Genomic DNA, 19218 nt, shown 5'->3' with positions numbered 1-19218 from the left:
CGGTCACGGTTCCGGCAGGAGGAGGGTGCGCGATTCCCCGGGCCCCACGGACACGATGCGGTCCGCGAGGGCGATGTCGATCGGATCCTGGTCGGAAGCAGGCACCGCAATCCCCAGCTCGGCTGCCCGCAAGCGCAGTTGCACACCGCGATGGCCGCGGTAGCGAATCGCGAAGCCGTACTCGGACAACTCCGGCAGCGGCACCGGATCGAGCCGCAGCACACCGCCCCGGGTCTCCAGACCGGTCAGGCAACGCTGGACGAGATCAAGCGTGCCGGCCATGGCACCGAGGTGGATGCCCTCCCCCGTGGTGCCGCCCTGCAGATCGGCGATGTCCCCGGCCAGGGCCTCGTGTACGAACGCCCACGCCTCCGCGCGCCGCGCCCTGGCCAGCACCCACCCGTGCACCACGCTGCTCAGCGTCGAGCCGTGACTCGTGCGGCGCAGGTAGTGGTCGACGGTGCGCCGCCAGACAGTGTCGTCCACCTCATGTCCCAGCCTGCGGAACAGCCCGCCGAGTTCGGCGGGCGAGAAGAGGTAGCCCAGCATCAGGACGTCCGCCTGCTTCGACGCCTGGTAGCGGTTGACGCTGTCACCCTCGGCCTCCAGGATCCGGTCGAGCCGCCGGATGTCGCCGTACCGTGCCCGGTAGCTGTCCCAGTCCAGCTCCTGGAGTGTGCCGTAGCCCTCGAACTGGCTGACCACCCCGGCGTGGAAGGGCACGTACAGCTTCCGGGAGACCTCATGCCAGCGGTCGAGTTCCGCCGCGTCGAGACCGGTGCGCTCGCACAGGTCCCGGCGCGGCAGTTCGGGCAGGTCGTAGAGGACGTCGAGGGTGCGGGCGATCACCCAGGCGGCGGTGACGTTGGTGTACGCGTTGTCGTCGAGTCCGGCCCGCTCCGCGCCCGGGTAGGCGTCGTGATACTCGTCGGGGCCGACGACGCCACGGATCCGGTACCTGCCGAGCGTCCTGTCGTACACCGCGAGGCCGCTCCAGAAGCGGGCGATCTGCACGAGCATCTCGACGCCCTTGGTGTGCAGGAACTCGGTGTCTCCGCTCGCCTCGCAGTACTGCCACACGTTGTACGCGATCGCCGAACCGACGTGGTGCTGCAGCCGCGAGTGGTCGGGGAGCCAGCGGCCGGAGCGGGGGTTGAGGTGCAGTTGCTGAGTCTCCTCCCGGCCGTCGCTGCCGCTCTGCCACGGGTACATCGCACCGGCGTGACCGGCGTCGGCCGCGGCCCGGCAGGCCTGCTCGAGGCGACGGTGGCGGTAGGTGAGCAGGGCGCGGGAGACCTCGGGGAAGTGCAGGTTGAGGTACGGCAGGACGAACAGCTCGTCCCAGAAGACGTGTCCGCGGTAGGCCTCGCCGTGAAGTCCGCGGGCCGGCACGCCGACGTCCAGCTCCGCGGTGTGCGGGGAGAGTGTCTGGAGCAGGTGGAAGAGGTGGAGCCGCAGTACCGGGCCCGCACTGTTCGGCACGTCCAACTCGACGTTGCGCCAGAGCTGTTGCCAGGCCGTGCGATGGGAGTCCAACAGTGTTTCGAAGTCCGGAGCGCGGCCGACCCGGTCGAGGGCGGCGTGCGCGGGGTCCTGGATGGCCGGGTCGTGGGAGGTGTGCAGGGCGACCGTCTTGTCCACGGTCACCGTCCGGCCGTCGGTCAGGGAGAGCCGCAGCAGCTGGGCCGCCCGCGCGTCTCCGTGTGCGTCCAAGGTCCGGACGGGTGCGTCGGTGGTCGTGCGCGCCGCCAGGCCGATCCTGATGTCGGACGTGTTGGTCCGGCAGTCCAGCCAGATCGTGTCCGGCGCCGCGGTGCCGGTCCGGAGGTCTGTGAGGTGTCGGGAGGCGAGGGAGCGGTACCTCTCCACTCCGGTGTTGGCGACTCTCCCGTCGAGCGCCGTCTCGACCTCGATCTCCCCGGACCAACCCTGAGCCGTCAACTCCATGCGCAGGACGGCCAGATGCGGGTCGGCCATATGAACCAGCCGTACCTGCCGTACGGCGAGGTACCGGCCCACACCGTCCTCGACGTACTCGTAGCGCAGGGTGCGTTCCAGCGTGCCCGCGCGCAGGTCCAGGGTCTGACGGTGGTCGAGAACCTTGTGGGTCTCCGGCGTGAGCCAGTTCCCTGAGGCGGTGCGCACTCGAAGTGGCAGCCAGTTGGGGAGATTGACCATGTCCTCGTTCTCGACCCGGTGGCCGGCCACGTCCGACGTGAGGCGGTTGTAACAGCCTGCCACGTACGTCCCCGGGTAGTGGACCGGGTCCGCCTCGCATTCGGGAGCCGCGCCCCTGGTGGCGAAGTAGCCGTTGCCGAGGGTGCACAGCGCCTCGCGCAGCCGTTCCTGCGCGGGCTCGTAGCCTTCGTACACCCACACCCAGTCGGGCATCCTCAGTCCTCCTTCTCTGTGAGCAGCTCCGCGAGGTCCTCTACCACCAGGTCCGCACCGTGCTTCAGAAGGGCGGTTCGGGTGGCTGGGGTGCGGGCGCGGTCGACGCCCACGACGACACCGAATCCGCCGCGTCGCCCGGCCTCGACTCCGGCGAGTGCGTCCTCGACGACGGCGGCGTGTCCGGCGGGAACCCCGAGGCGACGGGTCGCCTCCAGGAAGAGAGCGGGGTCGGGCTTCCCGGGGAGCCCCAGCCGAGCGGCCTCCCCGCCGTCCACCAGGGTGTCGAACAGACCGCGTACGCCGGCGTGTTCGAGGAGTTCGCCCGCGTGGCGGGAGGCGGATGCCGCGGCCGCCGGGATCCCGGCGGACCGCAGGACGCGCAGCAGACGGACCGTGCCCGGGTAGGCGTCGACGCTCCCGGCGCGCAGCTGCTCGGTGAACAGCAGTTCCTTGTGTGCGGCCACGGCCCTGACCTCGTCCTCGGAAGGTCGCAGGCCACGCGCTTCGAGGAAGGCCGCGGCGCCGTCGAGGCGCGACTTCCCGTCGACGTGGCGCAGATAATCATCGCGCGGGTCGAAGGGGCGCTCACCGCGTGGGCCCAGAAAGGCGTCGAAGGCGGTCTTCCACGCCGCGGCGTGCACCCGCGCGGAGTCGGTGATGACCCCATCGGTGTCGAGGACCACGGCCCGCGTCCCCTGTAGCGCACGGGGTACGCCGGTCGTGCCGCTCCGCTCCGCGCTCATCAGACGTCGGCCACCGGTGCGGTGTGGTCGAGGAGCCGGTTGGTGCAGCCCCACTCGTTGTCGTACCAGCCGAAGACCTTCACCAGGGAGCCGTTCGCCTGGGTCAGGGCCGGGTCGAAGACGCAGGAGGCGGGGTCGCCGATGACGTCCCGGGAGACGATCGGTGCCTTCGAGACACGGACGATGCCGTTCAGAGGTCCCTGCGATGCCTCGGCGAAGGCGGTGTTGATCTCCTCTGCCGTCGCGACCGTCCGCAGAACCACCGCGAGGTCGGTGAGCGAGCCGTCCTCGACGGGCACGCGCACCACGATGCCGTCCAGGGCACCGGCCGGTTCCGGTACCACCAGCCCGACGGCGCGGGCGGCTCCCGTGCTGGCCGGAATGATGCTCAGGGCCGCCGACCGGGCCCGGCGCGGGTCCTTGTGCGGGCCGTCCAGCAAGGACTGGTCGTTGGTGTGGCCGTGGACGGTGGTCATCACGCCGCGATCGATACCGAAGGCCTCGTGGAGCACCTTGACCACGGGCTCGACGCAGTTGGTGGTGCAGGAGGCGGCGGACACGATCCGGTCGTTGTGCCGGTCGTAGGTCCCGTCGTTGACGCCCATGGCGATGGTGGCGTCCGCGTTCTCGCCAGGCGCCGACAGCAACACCGTGGGGGCGCCGCCCTTCAGGTGCAGGGCCGCGGCGTCACGGTCCCGGAAGCGGCCGGTGGATTCGATGACGATGTCGGCGCCGTGGTCCGGCCAGTGAAGGGCCGCCGGGTCGCGCTCGGCGGAGACCGCGATACGCCCGCCGTCGACGGTGATCGAGTTGTCGTCGTGACTGACCTCGCGTCCGATGTGACCGCACGTGGAGTCGTACTCCAGCAGGTGGGCCAGGGTCGCGGGCGGGGCGATCTCGTTGACGGCGACCACTCCTACGTCCTGGGGGCCCGCCTCCGCCCCGTCGAGTGCCGCGCGCAGATACGTGCGGCCCATGCGACCGAAGCCGTCGATGCCGACCCGTACGGTCATGGTGATGTCTCCTCGTGGCCGCGCACGTGCAGTTCGGAATGGCCGGAGCGGCGGTAGGCGAGCCGGTGGATGAGCCAGGGGTGGCATGCCCGCGCTGCGCGACCTGCGGACCTGCGTCCGCGACGGCCCAGCGCCCTTCTGGCCCGCTCATCCGCGCTGCGGTACCACGGCGACCGGGCAAGCGGAGTGGTGCAGGACCGCGTGGGCGACCAGACCCAGCTGGAGCCCGGCGTGTCCGTCGCGCTTCCTGGCGCCGACGACGAGCAGGTCGGCGTGGGCCGAGGCGTCCAGCAGAACTCGTCGGGCCGTCCCTTCGACGGTGCTGCGCCGCAGGTCGACATCCGGGTGCTCGGCTGCGGCCGTGCTCAGCGCCGACGCCAGGATCTCCGCGGCGCGATCCTCGTGCGAACGGGCCGGTTCACCCGCGTACAGCGGATGGTCGGTGCTTTCCCGCGCCGGCCATCGCCAGGCCCGCACGGCCTCCAAGGCGGCGCCGCGGATCTCGGCCTCCTCGAAGGCGAAACGCGTCGCCGCCGTGTCGTGCGGTGCCTCCCCGACTCCGAGCAGTACGCGCCGGTGTTTCCCGGCCCTGGCCTGGTTGTCGTGGTTGCCCCGCAGCACGATCACGGGGCAGGCGGCACGGCCGGCTACCGCGAGACTCACCGAGCCCAGCAGAAGTGCGGCCAGGCCGCCGCGGCCGCGCGACCCGACGACCAGTGCGGAAGCGGTGTGTGCCTCGTTCAGCAGGACGCTCACCGCGTCGTCGGGCAGGACATCGGTACTGACCTTCAGGTCGGGGTCACGGCGCTGGGCGCGCCGCGCGGCGACCTCCGCGATGTCGTCCGCCAACACCTGCTCCGAGGGCCTGCCGAGGCCTTCGGCCGGCGCGGCGCCCTCGTAGCGCTCCCACAGCGAGGCGTACACCAGGCGCAGCGGTACACCGCGCAGCGCAGCCTCCTCCGTCGCCCAGTCAACGGCGCGCAGGCTGGACTCCGAGCCGTCGACGCCCACGACCAGGGGCAGCTCCACCGTCCTCACCGTCCTTCATTGAAGTCGAAGACGATCCGGGCCTTGACGTGACCGCGCAGCACCTCGTCGATGGACTCGTTGACGGAGACGAGGGGCCGGGATTCCCGGATGACCCGGGTACGGCCCGCCGCGTGCAGTTCGAAGACCTCGGTGAGATCTTGCCGTGTTCCGACGATCGAGCCGATCACCGACGTGCCGTTCAGGACGGTGTCGAAGATCGGAACCTGGATCGTTCCATGAGCCGGGAGGGCCACCATCACGAGCTTCCCGCCGCGCCGCAGCCCTCCGTACACAGCGGAGAACGCGGCCTCGTCCACCGCGAGCGCGATCGCGGCGTGCGCGCCACCGAACCGCTTGAGCACCTCGGCCGGGTCGTGGGCGCGGGCGTCGATGACGAGGTCGGCACCCAGTTCCGAGGCGAGTTCGAGCTTCTCGTCAGTGACATCGACGGCCGCCACCGTCGCCCCGGCGATCTTCGCGTACTGCACTGCCAGATGGCCCAGTCCCCCGACTCCCGAAATGGCAACAACCTGGGCGGGCCTGACTCCGGCGACCTTGAGCGCCTTGTACGTGGTGACGCCGGCGCAGGTGAGCGGTGCAGCGTCGAGCGGGGAGATTCCGTCGGGCACCGGCTGGGCGAAGTCGGCCCGGGCGAGCATCTTCTCGGCGTATGCGCCGTCGCACCCGTACCCGGTGTTGACCTGCTCCTCGCAGAGCGTCTCCCAGCCGGACAGGCAGTGCTCGCAGCGGCCGCAGGCGGAGCCGAGCCAGGGCACCGCGACGCGCTGACCGAGCGCGAGGTGCGTGACACCGGCCCCCATGGCCTCGATCAGCCCCACGCCCTCGTGACCGGGAACGAAGGGCGGATTCGGCTTCACCGGCCAGTCGCCGTGCGCGGCGTGGATGTCGGTGTGACAGAGCCCGGAAGCCTCCACCCGGATGCGGACCTGGCCGGGGCCCGGCTCGGGATCGGGACGCTCCTCGATGACCAGGGGCTCACCGAACGCTCGTACGACTGCTGCCTTCACGGGGTCTCTCCTCGGATGGTCGTTCGCGTCAGGTGATCGTCGTGCTAGCTGGTCAGTCGTGAGGGACGACAGCGACGGGGGCCGTGGCGTGGTGCAGCACCCCGTGCGTGACCGGCCCGATGTGCGCGCCGAACGGGGAGCGGCGGATCCGGCGGCCGACAACCACCAGGGACGCCTCGCGTGAGGCGTCGACCAAAAGGTTGGCCGCCTTCCCGGACAGCGAGTCCTCGACGACGTCCACCGTCGGGAACTTCTGTCGCCACGGCCGGAGCACTCCGGCCACGGCCGCCGCTTCCTCCACTCCGAGCTGAGCATTCAGCTCCAGGTCCGGAGGCATCCCGTACGCGATGTAGGGCGGCTCGTTCCAGGCGTGGACGACCCGCAGCGAGGTGTTGCGCAAGTGTGCGGCCTCGAAGGCGAAGCCGATCAGCGTGTCGTCGGGGCCTGTGGTGTCGAGCCCGAGCACGACGGGCCGGGAGGGCGCGGCGCCGGATCCGGTGTCCGAGGTGCCCGGCGGCTCGGTCGCGTGCTCGCCGACGCCCCGGCCCTCGCCCCGTACGAGGACGACGGGGCGCTCTGCGTGCGCCACCACGGCCAGGCCGACGGAGCCGACCGCGAAGCCGCCCACCCCGCTCAGGCCGCGGGATCCCAGCACCAGCAGCTCGGTGTCCTTCGCGGCATCGATCAGCAGGTCGGCGGGCCGGCCCGTGACCTGTTCCACGTGCAGGTCGACCTCCAGGTGGGCCGCCCGCAGACCAGCGGCCACCTCACGCGGTACGCGCTCGGTCCAGTGCTTGTGGGTCTCAGGGCCGAACAGAGGAGCCAGTGCCATGGGCTCCGGGACCGGCTCCCAGACGTGCACCAGCTTCAGCGGCAGCTCACGAAGCTGCGCCTCGCGGGCCGCCCACTCAGCGGCGGCACGGCTCTCGGACGAGCCGTCGATGCCTACCGTGACAGTGCGGGCCATGCTGTTCACCTCCTGAACCGGGATCGCTCGATCCCGGTTCCAGCGTCGGGTCGTGGTGGGTGGCGGTGCAGGGGCCGCAGGTCCCCGGAAGAGGCCGTTCGGCCCTGAGGGCCCGAGTTCGGTGAGGGCGGGCGCCCCCTTGTCGGGGGCGGCCGTCCCTTCCCGCGGTCAGCGCAACCAGCCGTTGTTGCGGACGACGGGCAGCTTGGCCCAGAGCTTGCCGACGCCCAGGGTGTCGCCCGCCGCCACCAGCGCCAAGGCGATGAGGACTACGGCGTAGACGAGGTGGTAGTCCGCGAACGGGTTGCTGGACATGCTGGCCGAGCCATCGGAGAGGTGCTTGGCGGGCGGCCACTCGGCAACCCACATCAGCGCCATCATCGCCGTGCCCGCGACGGCGGCGAGCCGCAGCGCGAAGCCGCCGACGAGGGCCAGTCCGATGCCGAGCAGACCGGCCATGAACAGCCAGTCCGCCCAGGTGGCACCGGCCCAGGAGTGGAAAGTGGACTCCATCGGTCCGGCGGCGACGCCGCTGAGGAAGCCCTTGGTCGGCGAACCGCCGTCGATCCAGCCCTTGCCGGCGGACGTGGCGTAGCCGAACCCGAAGGTCTTGTCGAGGAAGGCCCACAGGAAGACGAACCCGGTCAGCAGCCGGAGGGAAGCGAAGACGTAGGCCCGTGCGATGGCCGTGTCGCCGCGCGCCGATTCGACGGCCTCGGACGTCGACGATGCCCGGTCCCTGCGGAACGACGACAGACGGAATCCCGCACTCCGATGAGGGTGCTCGTGCATGGCCATGATGGTGGTCCCTTCAGGGGAATCGGAGAGTGTCGGATCCGTGCCCGACAGCGACCACTCTGGTGGCGGCAGTCCGGTCCCACCGGATGCCGAAAGGCCGTGCCTGTAGGGCTGAACGGCCCCATCTGGCAGTCTCGTTGGGCTCGTCGCACAACGGGTTCGCGGCAAAATGCACCGAAGGCCTCGCCAGGGGCGCCGGCCTCCGACCACAGGGTTCACCGCTTCCTTCAGTTCCGGCGGCAGGGGTCCTTCGTCCCCTGCCCCGCGTGCTGCTCCCAGGTGTGACGAGAGGGAAGTTTGCCGGTCCATTCCCGCCACCGCCGGATTCGGGGGCCTGCCATGAACCGGCGCCTCCCGGGGGAGCTCTTCCGCCGCGCACGCACCTTGCAACCCTGTCCGCGCGGGAGTGTCGGCCCGCAGCGCTGGTCGCGGTCAATGCCGGCTTCCGGACGGACACGGGAGGCGGCAGCCCATCGGCGCGCCTCGCACGACCCGTGCGCGCTGCTGGAGTACGCGCCGCGCGCATCCGGACGGGCGACCGCGTCCGGGAGGTATCGCTGGGCGACATCGCGATCGTGCGCTTCGCACAGGAGGAGGACTATTTCCCCCTGGCTACTTGACCGCCCCCGTGTCCCAGCCACTCCTGGTAGGCGGATACGGCCGTGGGCAGCGTCGGGAAGATCCGCTCAACACCGATGGCCCCGGTCAGCCCGTAGGCATCGAGGTCATCGCGCAGGTCCTGTTTGACGCGGGCGAGCGCGAAGACGATGCGGCGCCTCTCGAACTCCTGACGCAGGGCGTCGACTGCGTCGAGTGCGGTGATGTCCACCTCGACGATGGCCTCGGTGTTGAGGACGAACCAGTCGACAGGACCGTCGTGACGGTCGGCTGCGGTGAGCGCTCGCCGCTTGAAGTCCTCGGCGTTGGCGAAGAACAGCGGCGAATCGTACCGATAGACAAGCAGGCCGGGGATCATGTGGGCCTGCGGATAATCGTCCACGTCGTGCATCCCGGCCAGGCCCGGGACCAGTCCTTCGATTGCGTCGTGCGGCCGGGCCACCCGGGTGAGCAGCTCCGCGACGGAGAGCCCGACCGCCACAAGCACGCCGTACAGGATGTCCAGGGCGAGTACCCCGATCAGACATCCCAGGGCCAACAGCAGCTCCCGGCGTCGGAAAGCGGCCAGCCGTCGGAACCCCGCCAGATCCATCATGCGGACGGCGGCATAGACGACCAGGGCGCCCAGGACGGTCGTAGGCGTGTGCGCGAGGAGAGGGCTGAGGAACAGCAGTACGGCCAGGACCGCGGCACCGGCGACAAGGGAGTACGCCTGGGTGCGGCCCCCGGCCGCGTCCGCGAGAGCGGTGCGACTGGCGCTGCTGCTCACCGGAAGGCCGTGCAGCACGCCCGCACCCAGGTTCGCGGCCCCCAGGGCCAACAGCTCCTGGTTGGGATCAAGTTCGTCGCGATGCGAGAAGGCGCGCGCTGAGGATGACATCGGTGTAGCCGACGAGGAGCACGCCAAGAGCGGGCAGTACCAGGCGTGGCAGGTCACCCGGCGTCGGCAGCCCTGCGACAGGCAGCCCGGCCGGTACCGTGCCGATGACGGCGATGCCGTGATCTCCCAGTCCGAAGACCGCGACGGCCGCCGTCCCGAGAATCAAGGCCAGCAGTGGCCCAGGGACACGGGGGCAGAACCGCGCGACCGCGAAAAGGAGCATGATCGCGCCCACAGAGAAGATCATCGTGGCAGGACGAGCCGTTCCCAGGTTCCTCGCGAAGGACATCAGTTGCGGAAAGAACCGGGAACCTGAGGTGCCGACACCGGTCAGTTCGGGCAGCTGGTCGACGATCATGATGAGTGCCACGCCCGTCATGTAGCCGATCAGAATCGGCCGCGACAGGAGGTCGGCGAGGAAGCCCAGTCGGGCCACCCATGCCACCAGCAACATCACCCCGACCACGAACGCGAGTGCGGAGGCCAGGGCCGCGTACCGGTCGGGGTCGCCGGCGGCGAGTGGTCCCACCACCGTGGCCGTCATCAGTGCGGTGGTCGACTCGGGCCCGACCGACAGCAGCCGCGACGATCCCAGCAGCGCGTACACCAGCAGGGCGGGGAGGATCGCCCACAGTCCCACGACCGGCGGCAGCCCCGCGAGGCCCGCGTAGGCCATGACCTGCGGAACGAGATACGCCGCGACGGTCACTCCTGCCAGCAGGTCGCCGCGTAGCCACGGCCGGTGGTAGCCGGCCAGCACACCCAGCCCGGGAGCAAGCCGCCGCACGAGTCCGCCGCGCCGTTCCCCGGCGGACACACCCGGGTGCTCGGACATGGGGCTCCCTTCGCCCTTTTCAGCATCGCCCCGCGTACCTTCCGCGGCGAGGGCCTGCCCGACCTCGCCGCGGAACGCTCAGGACCGATGCCCTTCGTCAACACGAACGTCAGATCTTAGGTCGTAGAGTTCCCGGGCTCGGATGACGCGTCGTCTCGTGGCAAGGCCATCGACTGCAGCGCATGACACCCCCGTGGCCTGGACCGGCGGCGCGATCCGGCGCAGGCTGGAGAGGAGCGGGGGACACACCCCTGCCGCCCTCTCGGACTGCGCAGCGGGGCGGCGCCCGCGTGCGAGGCGTATCCGCCCCGTCCCTCCCCTCGGAGCAGGAGTGATCACGATGGAAGCCAAACAGTGGTCGGTTCAGATCTACATATCCGAGGACGGCGACGCCACCCACGCCCGTGCCGTCCTCACCACCCGGGACACGGCGGCCCTCACTGGAAGGGGCGTGGCCCAGCGCAACCCGGGCGACCGCCCCATACCGGAGATCGGCGACGAGCTCGCCGCCAGCCGCGCCCTCGATGATCTGGCCGTCCGGCTGCGCGACCTCGCCTCCGCCGACATCGTGCAGCCGGCAGGACCGGCCGAACCGTCCAGGGCCGGCTGGTGAGGGAGTCGGAACGAACAGAGATTCGGCATGCCTGCCATACGCCATGCCGACGCCACCATCCGCTCACGCGCCTCGCCCCTGCTCCGCCCACTTCCTCGACCCGCCATCGTCTCCGCACGACGTCCTGAGGAGGGGACCATGCACGCCAGCCGCTACACCGTGAGCGACGTGATGACCCATACCGTCGTCGCCGTCAGCCGCGACGCCACCTTCAAGAAAATCGTCGAGGCCATGGACGAGTGGAAGGTCAGCGCCGTGCCGGTCCTGGAGGCGGACGGCCGAGTCATCGGTGTCGTCTCGGAGGCCGATCTTCTGCCGAAGGAAGAGTTCCGTGACACCGTCCCCACCCTGACTCAGTCCCCGCCCGCCCCGAACGAGGCGACCCCTTCCACCCGGCTGAGTGCCCTCACCGACCTCGCAAAGGCGGGAGCCGTGACCGCCACCGAGCTGATGGCCACCCCTGCTCTCACCATCCACGCCGACGCCACTCTCCCCGAGGCTGCCCGCATCATGGCCCGGCGCAGGGTGAAGCGACTACCGGTCACCGACAGTGAGGGCATGCTCAAAGGCATCGTCAGCCGGGGTGACCTTCTGAAGGTCTTCCTTCGCTCGGATGACGATATCGCCGAGGAAGTCCGGCACCAGGTGATCCCCTACGTCTTCGCCCATCCGGCCGAACCGGTGCGGGTGCATGTGAGGGACGGCGTCGTGACACTCACCGGGGAAGCCGACGATCCCTCGCTGACAGCCGTGGCCGCCCGCCTGATTCAGGCCGTCGAAGGCGTGGTGGATGTCGAATGCGACCTCTCCGGCCGCTCGGTGGCGCACCCCTCGCCACCAAGCGACCCACGGTGAGTTCCCGAACCCCTCTCCATGAGACTTGCCGAATCCTCCCCTTCCGAAGGTGCGTGCGACCCTTTCCGTCGCCGGGCCCAACGAGACGGCACGACTGCTGGGCATCACCACGTCTCCCTCGGTGCCGGCCACGACCGGCACACCGATCGGCTCCGGGCAGGGCAGGCGCTGGAGCGTGTCCTGCTCGTCACGACAGCCCACGGGCTGCGCACCTCGCTGCTGCGCCAGGCACTCGTGTGGGCCGACCTCCGCGGCAAACTGTGTTCCGCAACAGCTCCGTTCGACCAGGATCAGAGGCTCTTTCGACTCGGATATGGACCGGAGGACCCCCCACCCCGCGCCGCGCCGCGCACCTCTCCCTCGGCCTCTACGACCGTCCCGCCCAGGCGGATCGCCCCTGACCCAGGGGGCGAGCGTGCTACTGAACCTCGCCCAGCCTTCGGAGCCTGTCGGACCCAGCGGTTCCACAGCGACGGCGTCACTCCACGGCCCCCACCCCTGTCGCTCACCGGGCCGGTCGGCTGAAGCCGGGGCCGACCGGCCCATGGAGCCGCAGCGCAGACCATCGCAGAGTGGAGGGGAAGACATCGGACGAAGGAAGTGGAGTCATGCAGCATCGGATGGTGAGCGATCTGATGACGACTTCAGTCGTGCGGGTACGACAGAACACCGGCTTCAAGGAGATCGCCAAGCTGCTCGCCGAGTACGACATCACGGCGGTGCCTGTCGTGGACGACGACGACCGGCCCGTCGGCATGGTTTCCGAAGCGGATCTCCTACGCAAAGAGGCGGGACAGCTGGACCCCGAGGGGCTGCTGCCAGTCCTTCGTCCACACCCCGCCGACCAGGCCAAGCAGGCGGCGACCACCGCCGGAGGCCTGATGAGCAGTCCGTCCGTCACGGCACGGCCGCAATGGACGGTCGTGGAAGCCGCCCAGGTGATGGAGCGCTGTCGCGTCAAGCGGCTCCCGGTGGTGGACGAGGCCGACCGTCTCGTCGGGCTGATCAGCCGCGCAGACCTGCTGCGGGTGTTCCTGCGCAGTGATCATGCCATCCGGGAGGAGATCTCCAGAGATGTCCTGGTCCGCACGCTGGGCATCGCCCCAGACTCGGTGACCGTTCATGTCGTGGATGGCAGGGTCGTCCTGAGCGGAACAGTCGAACGGAAATCGCTCATCCCCGTCGCCATGCGGTTGTGCCAGGGCGTGGACGGGGTGGTGGACGTCACCGAACAGCTGAGCCACCGGACGGACGACACCGCGGAAGCCTTGAGCGCCGGCTCACCACGGTGAGCACAACTCGCGCCCTGAGGTGCGCATTGGCCCGGCGACACGGCTCGCGCAGCCTTCCGCACACGTGAGCTTGTGCACGGCGCCGATCTCCGGGGCCTCGCGTTGTGCGCCTGTGAGAGCGACAGGAACCTGTCTTTCCATCGAGGGCCTCAAGGGTCGTCCGTAAGAACACCGCCGAGCGAACGCACCGTCACCAGTGTCCGAGCCAGGAATTCGTTTCAGATGGCCGGCCAGACATCAGAGGGTCTCGTCGGCGATCTTCGTGGCGCCGACGGGTGGTCCATTTCTCTCACAAACCTCCATGCCGATCCTGCGCACCGAACCATGGCCGTGATCAATGCAGGAGTTCGGCTCCACCCCCGCCTTCGCCCGGACATCAGTAGTGACAGAGCAGGTCGACGACAACGGCTTCGGCATGGAGGCTGTCGAGATAACTGTTGGCGTTCTCCCAGTACCCGTCACGCTCCGCATCCATCCACACACCGTCGAGGGTGACCAGGGCAAAGCCGGGCACAGCGCACTGAACCGACGACCGTCGAGCTTCCTCATGTTCCTGCGCGAAGTACGCGACCGGGTCATTGAACAGGAACGATGTGTCGAAGTGCGGGTCGCCCGAAACGGCCCGCTGCACCACGTCCTGCACCAGCGGCTGGACCAGGTGCTCTCTCTTGGCGTCCGCCAAAGAGTAGTCACCGGGATCGGACTCGTGGCGGGCGACGAAGTCGGACAGCGGACGGGCCGGCGGATACAAGGCGGTTAGTTCCTTCCAGGCGGCGAGCCTGGCATCATGCCTTGTCGCCGCACGCCGCCGCATGGCGCCGAAATCGAGCAGGCCCCGAGGTCCGCCGTAGCACTCCAGCGGCCCGAGGGCATCGAGCTCGGCCTTCCTGCGCGGGACAGTGGAGATTGTGACAAGCCTGTCGTCGCCGTCATGCTCGGGCCGGGTGAGATAGGAGCTCTCCGCATCGGAGTAGATGACCCACCAGTCCCACTGCCCGACCGGGTTCCAGTCGTCGGTGAGGTTGGCGTCATACGGCGCCATGACGGCTGCTATCGCTTCCGGAAGCATTGATGGCCTGGTCGGCGGCAGGCACACTGTGACGAGGAACTTGGTCATACGCCGGATCGTATGAACCGGGGCGCTGTTCGAGCGAATAGCGTCATCAATCCGCTGGACGCCTGTTCGGCGGACAATCCACAAGATCAGTACGACAACAGTCACTCAACGCTGTTCCTGCGGGTTTCACCGTGGAAGCGAGAGGCGGAACGTCGTGCGTCCGGGGCGGCTGGTAAGGGTGACGGCTCCGCCGTGTGCCGTGGTGATGGCATGGACGATGGCGAGGCCGAGGCCGGTGCTCCCGGTGGTGCGGGCGCGCGCACGGTCCGCGCGGACGAAGCGGCCGAAGACCTCCCGTTCGAGATCCTGGGGAATGCCAGGCCCGTTGTCGCTCACGCTGAGGGAGACCTCGGCCCCGTCGCTGACGAGGGTGATGGTGACGTCAGTTCCGGGGGGTGTGTGCGTGCGGGCGTTGGCGAGAAGGTTGCCGATGGCCTGCTGAAGGCGGTGGGCGTCACCGAAGACGGTGACGGGTTGTTCGGGCAGGTCGAGAAGCCAGTGGTGGGTCGGGCCCGCGGCGCGAGCGTCGTCCGTGGCGTTGAGGACCAGCAGGGTCAGGTCGACCTGTTCGTTTTCGAGAGGGCGGCCGGCATCTAGGCGGGCGAGGAGGAGGAGGTCGTCGACGAGGCGGGTCATGCGCTGGGACTCGCCGTCGATGCGGTGCAGGGCATGGCGCACTTCGTCGGGGACGGGGCCTGGGTGGCGCAGCGCAAGTTCGGCGTGGCCGCGGATGTTGGCGACGGGGGTACGCAGTTCGTGACTGGCATCGGCGGCGAAGTGACGCAGTCTCTTCTCGCTTGCTTGGCGGCGGGTGAGGGCGTCTTCGACGTGCCCGATCATGTGATTGAGTGCGGTGCCAACCTGCCCGACCTCGGTGCGCGGGTCGGTGTCGCCGAGCGGTCCTGGCATGGCGATCTCGCCGCTGGCGAGCGGCAGCCCAGCCACCTCCGCGGCTCGCGCGGTGACCCGCTGCAAGGGCCGCAGGGAGATCCGTACCCATACAGCTCCGGCGATGCCGGTCATCACGAGGGCGGCACCGAACACCACGGCCTCGACTGCCTCGAGTCGGTGGACCGTCTCCTCCACCGGGTGCAGGGGCAGACCCGTGACCAGGACGTCCTGGTCGTCGCCGTCGAACGCCATGACGCGGTACCCGCCGAGCGAGGAAAGACGAATGCTGTGCCCCTGGCCGTCGGTCGGAAGTGCAGCCAGGACGCGCCGGTCCTGGCTGGTGAGGTCGACAGGGCGGTCGGTGGCTTCATCGACGGCGGCGGCCTGGGTGACGGTGCCGTCCAAGAGGCGGGCACCGAATGTGTGATCTGACTGGCCTCGGGTGTCGGGACGGTTGTCGGCGTCGGGAGCCGCCTCGTGTTCCAGACTGGCAGGGAAACGGCCACCGGACGTGGTGAGCTGCTCATCCAAGCGCCCCATGAGAAACCCGCGCAGCGCGAGGGCAGTGGTGACGCCGACGGCGAGGCAGGCCAGGGCGAGCAGGGCGACAAGCCCCGCCGTGAGCTGGCCGCGCAGGCTGCGGAGTGGTGGACGCCTCATGTGGATTCCGGCTTGAGGACGTAGCCGACGCCACGCACTGTATGGATCATCGGAGCGCGTCCGGCGTCGATCTTCTTGCGCAGATAACTGATGTAGAGCTCGACAACGTGCGCGCGGCCGCCGAAGTCGTAGGCCCAGACCCGGTCGAGAATCTGGGCTTTGGACAGGACCCGGCGCGGATTGCGCATAAGAAACCGCAGAAGCTCGAACTCCGTGCGGGACAGTTCCACCACAGCTCCCGCACGTCGCACTTCTCTGGCTTCCTCATCCATCGTGAGGTCGCCGACGGTGAGGCGGTTCGCGCCCGGCTCGGCGGTCATGCCGGCCCGTCGCAGCAGCCCGCGCAGCCGCGCCAGGACTTCTTCCAGGCTGTAGGGCTTGGTGACGTAGTCGTCGCCGCCGGCCGTGATGCCCGCGATGCGGTCCTCCACCGCGTCCCGGGCGGTGAGGAACAGCACGCACATGCGGGGTGCCTCGCGTCGCAGGGCACGCAGGACCTGCAGCCCGTCGATATCGGGGAGCATCCAGTCCAGGACGACCGCGTCCGGCTGGAAGTCGTGCGCGACCGTCAAGGCGCTCGCGCCGTCAGCAGCGGTGCGGACCTGCATACCCTCGCTGGTCATCACGGCGGCCAGGATCTCTGTGACGTCGGGTTCGTCGTCGACAACGAGGATCCGTACCGGGTCTCCGTCGGGGCGATGCAAGAGGGATGTGGTGTGCGACTCGTCCATGGTTCATCCAGCATCCCTCAGGGGGCACGCCATTCCTCTGCGTTCTCTCTGAATCACCGCTGAGTAGTGCCGGCGGGCCGGTTTCAGAAGGTTCACAGAGGTTGAGCTGTGAGTCTGACCGCTCGTCGCCGGATCGAGTCCCTTTGGGGGTGTCCATGACCACCACGTCCAGCAGCCCGCTCTATGCAGGCCAGGACACACGCCGCCGTCGCCGCCGTCCACACCGCAGCGCGGTGCCTTTCCTGGCGCAGCTGGCCATCTGGGCCGGTGCCGCCGCAGTGCTGGCACTGTGGTGGAGCGACACTACGTCGGTAGTGGGCCCGGCGGGCTGGTTCACCGGCGCTGGGCGTATCACCGGGCTGCTGGAAGGGTACGCGTGCGCAGTGCTCCTGGCTCTGATGGCCCGCGTTCCCTTCCTGGATCACAGCATCGGCAGCGACCGGCTCGCCCGCTGGCATGCTCTGGGAGGACGCTGCACCATCTCGCTCGCGCTGGCCCACACCCTCCTCATCATCTGGGGCTATTCGCTGACCTCTCACGCAGGCGTGATCAGCCAAACCTCAACGCTCGTCTTCCACTACCCAGACCTGCTCAAGGGCACGATCGGTTTCCTCCTGTTTCTTGCAACCGGAGTCATCTCGGCACGCGCGGCACGCCGCAGGATGAGCTACGAGACCTGGCACTATCTGCATTTCGCCACCTACCTAGCCATTTTTCTCTCTTTCGGACACCAGCTTTCCAACGGCGCCGACTTCGTCGGCAACCGGCTTGCCCAGGTCGCCTGGTATGCGCTGTTCCTCGGTATCGCCGCCCTGGTGGCCTGGTTCCGCTTCGTCGTTCCGGTACGGCGCGGACTCCGCCACCGGATGCGGGTCACCGCGGTACGCCCCGAAACCCCCGGCGTGGTCTCCGTCCACCTCACCGGCAACCGCCTGGACGAACTGGGCGGCGAGCCCGGCCAGTTCCTACGCTGGCGCTTCATCACCCCCGGACTGTGGTGGACGGCCAACCCCTACTCACTGTCCGCCCCCGCCCACCCCCGTCACCTGCGCATCGCAGTGAAGGCCGCCGGCGGCCACAGTGCCTCCCTCGCCCGGCTGAAACCCAGCACCCGGGTATGGGCCGAAGGGCCCTACGGCAGCTTCACGGCCAACCGACGCACCTCCCCCAAGGTGCTCCTCCTGGCCGGCGGCGTCGGCATCACCCCCCTGCGCACGCTCTTCGAGACGCTGCCCGGACAGGTCACCCTCGTCTACCGGGCACGCACCGTCCAAGATCTCGCCCTTCGTGGCGAGATCGACGCCATCGCCGCTCACCGACGAGCCGGCGTCCACTACGTCGTCGACGAGCCCGCGGGCTACTCGTCACCTCTGACTGCCCAGAGCCTGCGCTCCCTGATCCCCGATCTGGCGGTACACGACGTCTACCTGTGCGGTCCACCCGGCATGACGCAGGCCGCCACCGAAGCCCTCCGGGACGCCGGCGTCCCATCCCGCCGCATCCACCACGAGTCGTTCGCGTTCTGAGGAGATCCTGACATGCGCCCAGCCGTCAACGTCGCCACAGGGATCAGCGCCGTGATCATTACTCTGCTCGCCCTCAAACCTCATCAACTCCCCGCCCTGGACGGCGTATCACGCGCACCCTCCGCCTCTTCCAGTCTGCGCAGCACGCCCTCGGCGGCGCCGTCGGGTGGCGTGTCGACGGGAACCGGCAAGTTCACCGGGGACCCCATCGACACCCCGTACGGGACCGTGCAGGTCGCCGCCACTCTGGCCAAGGGAAAACTCACCGCCGTCAAAGTCCTCAAGGCCCCAGACCAGAACGGCCGCGACCAGCAGATAGCCAACTACGCATTGCCCCGCCTCACCCAGGAGGCGCTCGGCGCCCAGAGCGCGCACATCGACGTGGTCTCCGGCGCCAGCTACACCAGCCAGGGTTACATCCAGTCCCTGCAGAGCGCTCTGGACCAGGCAGGTGCCTGACGCCGCGCACCCTGCCAGCGTGCTACGGCACGTCGAGTACGTGATGGGTACAGTCTTCTCCTTCGACATCCGCGACGAACCCACCCCCGCCATCCGTCGCGCTCTGGCCCAGGCGGTACGCCAACTCCACCACGTCGATGCCGTGTTCTCCACCTACCGGCCAGACAGCCACATCAGCCGCCTCAACCACGGAGAGATCCGTCTCGCGGAGTGCCCTCCCGAAGTCCACGAAGTCATGTCACTCTGCGCACGCGCCGCCCACGACAGCGACGGCTACTTCAGCATCAACCTCGCCGGCACCCTCGACCCGTCCGGTCTCGTCAAAGGGTGGGCAGCCGAAGCCGACTCCCACATCCTCTACGACGCCGGCGCCCACCACACGTGCGTCAACGGCGGCGGTGACCTCCAACTCCGCACGCCAGCCCACCACTCCACTCCGTAGCGCATCGGAATCGCCCACCCCCTGCATCCCGGCAAACTCGCCACCGTGATCACCACCCGCCGCGACCTGGCTGTCGCCACCTCCGGCACAGCCGAACGCGGCGCCCACATCCTCGACCCACGCGACGGCACCCCCGTCACCGCCATCGCCTCGCGCACCGTTGTCGGCCCACGTCTGACCATGATCGACGTCTATGCCACGGCAGCTTTCGCCCGCGGTGACGGCGCCCGCGCCTGGCTGGAGACCCTCCCCGATCATGAAGCCCTCGCGATCCTTCCCGATGGCCATCGATGGCGGACCTCAGGCTTCGGTCAGTACGAGTCCTGA

The 19218-nt window shown here is 69.3% G+C and carries 15 protein-coding genes and 2 pseudogenes; 6 read left to right on the top strand and 11 right to left on the bottom strand.

Annotated features, from left to right (window positions below):
- Window positions 1–3: 3 nt before the first annotated feature.
- From OG776_RS40940 to OG776_RS42555, 8 genes and pseudogenes are all read right to left on the bottom strand, one after another.
- A complete protein-coding gene (locus tag OG776_RS40940) occupies window positions 4–2391 on the bottom strand; it encodes a glycoside hydrolase family 65 protein (protein WP_329323594.1) in 2388 nt (795 codons plus the stop codon).
- 2 nt (window positions 2392–2393) lie between these two features.
- Window positions 2394–3137, bottom strand: a complete 744-nt coding sequence (locus OG776_RS40935; RefSeq protein ID WP_329323593.1) for an HAD family hydrolase — start codon at window positions 3135–3137, stop codon at window positions 2394–2396.
- Window positions 3137–4150 (bottom strand): type I glyceraldehyde-3-phosphate dehydrogenase, encoded by a 1014-nt coding sequence (gap, locus tag OG776_RS40930; RefSeq protein ID WP_329323592.1) that lies wholly within the window; start codon window positions 4148–4150, stop codon window positions 3137–3139. Before gap ends, OG776_RS40935 begins: the two co-directional genes overlap by 1 nt.
- A 147-nt stretch (window positions 4151–4297) precedes the next feature.
- Entirely contained in the window at window positions 4298–5179 is an 882-nt protein-coding gene (locus OG776_RS40925) for a universal stress protein (protein WP_329323591.1), read from the bottom strand.
- A 5-nt stretch (window positions 5180–5184) separates the two neighbouring features.
- Window positions 5185–6207, bottom strand: a complete 1023-nt coding sequence (locus OG776_RS40920) for a zinc-dependent alcohol dehydrogenase (protein ID WP_148008267.1) — start codon at window positions 6205–6207, stop codon at window positions 5185–5187.
- Between the two features lie 52 nt (window positions 6208–6259).
- Window positions 6260–7174, bottom strand: a complete 915-nt coding sequence (locus OG776_RS40915; RefSeq protein WP_148008268.1) for a universal stress protein — start codon at window positions 7172–7174, stop codon at window positions 6260–6262.
- Between the two features lie 168 nt (window positions 7175–7342).
- The gene (locus tag OG776_RS40910) at window positions 7343–7972 is read right to left on the bottom strand and encodes a DoxX family membrane protein (RefSeq protein ID WP_148008269.1); all 630 of its coding nucleotides are present in this window, start codon (window positions 7970–7972) and stop codon (window positions 7343–7345) included.
- Window positions 7973–8570: 598 nt separating this feature from the next.
- Window positions 8571–10305, bottom strand: a pseudogene (locus OG776_RS42555) (SulP family inorganic anion transporter).
- A 340-nt stretch (window positions 10306–10645) separates the two neighbouring features.
- Between OG776_RS42555 and OG776_RS40895 the strand changes: the two are divergent.
- The 3 genes from OG776_RS40895 (at window position 10646) to OG776_RS40885 (ending at window position 13065) form a co-directional block, all read left to right on the top strand.
- Complete coding sequence (locus OG776_RS40895) at window positions 10646–10918, top strand: DUF1876 domain-containing protein (RefSeq protein ID WP_148008271.1); 273 nt, start codon at window positions 10646–10648, stop codon at window positions 10916–10918.
- Window positions 10919–11056: 138 nt separating this feature from the next.
- On the top strand, window positions 11057–11773 hold the full coding sequence (locus OG776_RS40890) for a CBS domain-containing protein (protein WP_329323588.1): 717 nt from the start codon (window positions 11057–11059) through the stop codon (window positions 11771–11773).
- A 608-nt stretch (window positions 11774–12381) separates the two neighbouring features.
- The gene (locus OG776_RS40885) at window positions 12382–13065 is read left to right on the top strand and encodes a CBS domain-containing protein (protein WP_148007356.1); all 684 of its coding nucleotides are present in this window, start codon (window positions 12382–12384) and stop codon (window positions 13063–13065) included.
- A gap of 376 nt (window positions 13066–13441) precedes the next feature.
- Here the strand turns inward: OG776_RS40885 and OG776_RS40880 are convergent, their stop codons facing one another.
- From OG776_RS40880 to OG776_RS40870, 3 genes are all read right to left on the bottom strand, one after another.
- Window positions 13442–14182: a hypothetical protein gene (locus tag OG776_RS40880; protein WP_148007355.1), complete on the bottom strand. Its 741-nt coding sequence runs from the start codon at window positions 14180–14182 to the stop codon at window positions 13442–13444.
- Window positions 14183–14308: 126 nt separating this feature from the next.
- A complete protein-coding gene (locus tag OG776_RS40875; protein WP_148007354.1) occupies window positions 14309–15733 on the bottom strand; it encodes a sensor histidine kinase in 1425 nt (474 codons plus the stop codon).
- A complete protein-coding gene (locus tag OG776_RS40870; RefSeq protein ID WP_148007353.1) occupies window positions 15730–16464 on the bottom strand; it encodes a response regulator transcription factor in 735 nt (244 codons plus the stop codon). Before OG776_RS40870 ends, OG776_RS40875 begins: the two co-directional genes overlap by 4 nt.
- A 155-nt stretch (window positions 16465–16619) precedes the next feature.
- Between OG776_RS40870 and OG776_RS40865 the strand changes: the two genes are divergently transcribed.
- The 3 genes and pseudogenes from OG776_RS40865 (at window position 16620) to OG776_RS40855 (ending at window position 19218) form a co-directional block, all read left to right on the top strand.
- A complete protein-coding gene (locus OG776_RS40865; protein ID WP_329323587.1) occupies window positions 16620–17990 on the top strand; it encodes a ferredoxin reductase family protein in 1371 nt (456 codons plus the stop codon).
- A 12-nt stretch (window positions 17991–18002) separates the two neighbouring features.
- On the top strand, window positions 18003–18449 hold the full coding sequence (locus OG776_RS40860) for an FMN-binding protein (protein ID WP_148014600.1): 447 nt from the start codon (window positions 18003–18005) through the stop codon (window positions 18447–18449).
- Between the two features lie 43 nt (window positions 18450–18492).
- Window positions 18493–19218, top strand: a pseudogene (locus tag OG776_RS40855) (FAD:protein FMN transferase).

The organism is Streptomyces sp. NBC_01689 (assembly GCF_036250675.1).
In the GTDB taxonomy this organism is placed as follows: Bacteria; Actinomycetota; Actinomycetes; order Streptomycetales; family Streptomycetaceae; genus Streptomyces.
Note: the sequence above shows the minus strand (reverse complement) of the source record. Positions and strands in the feature narration are given on the sequence as shown.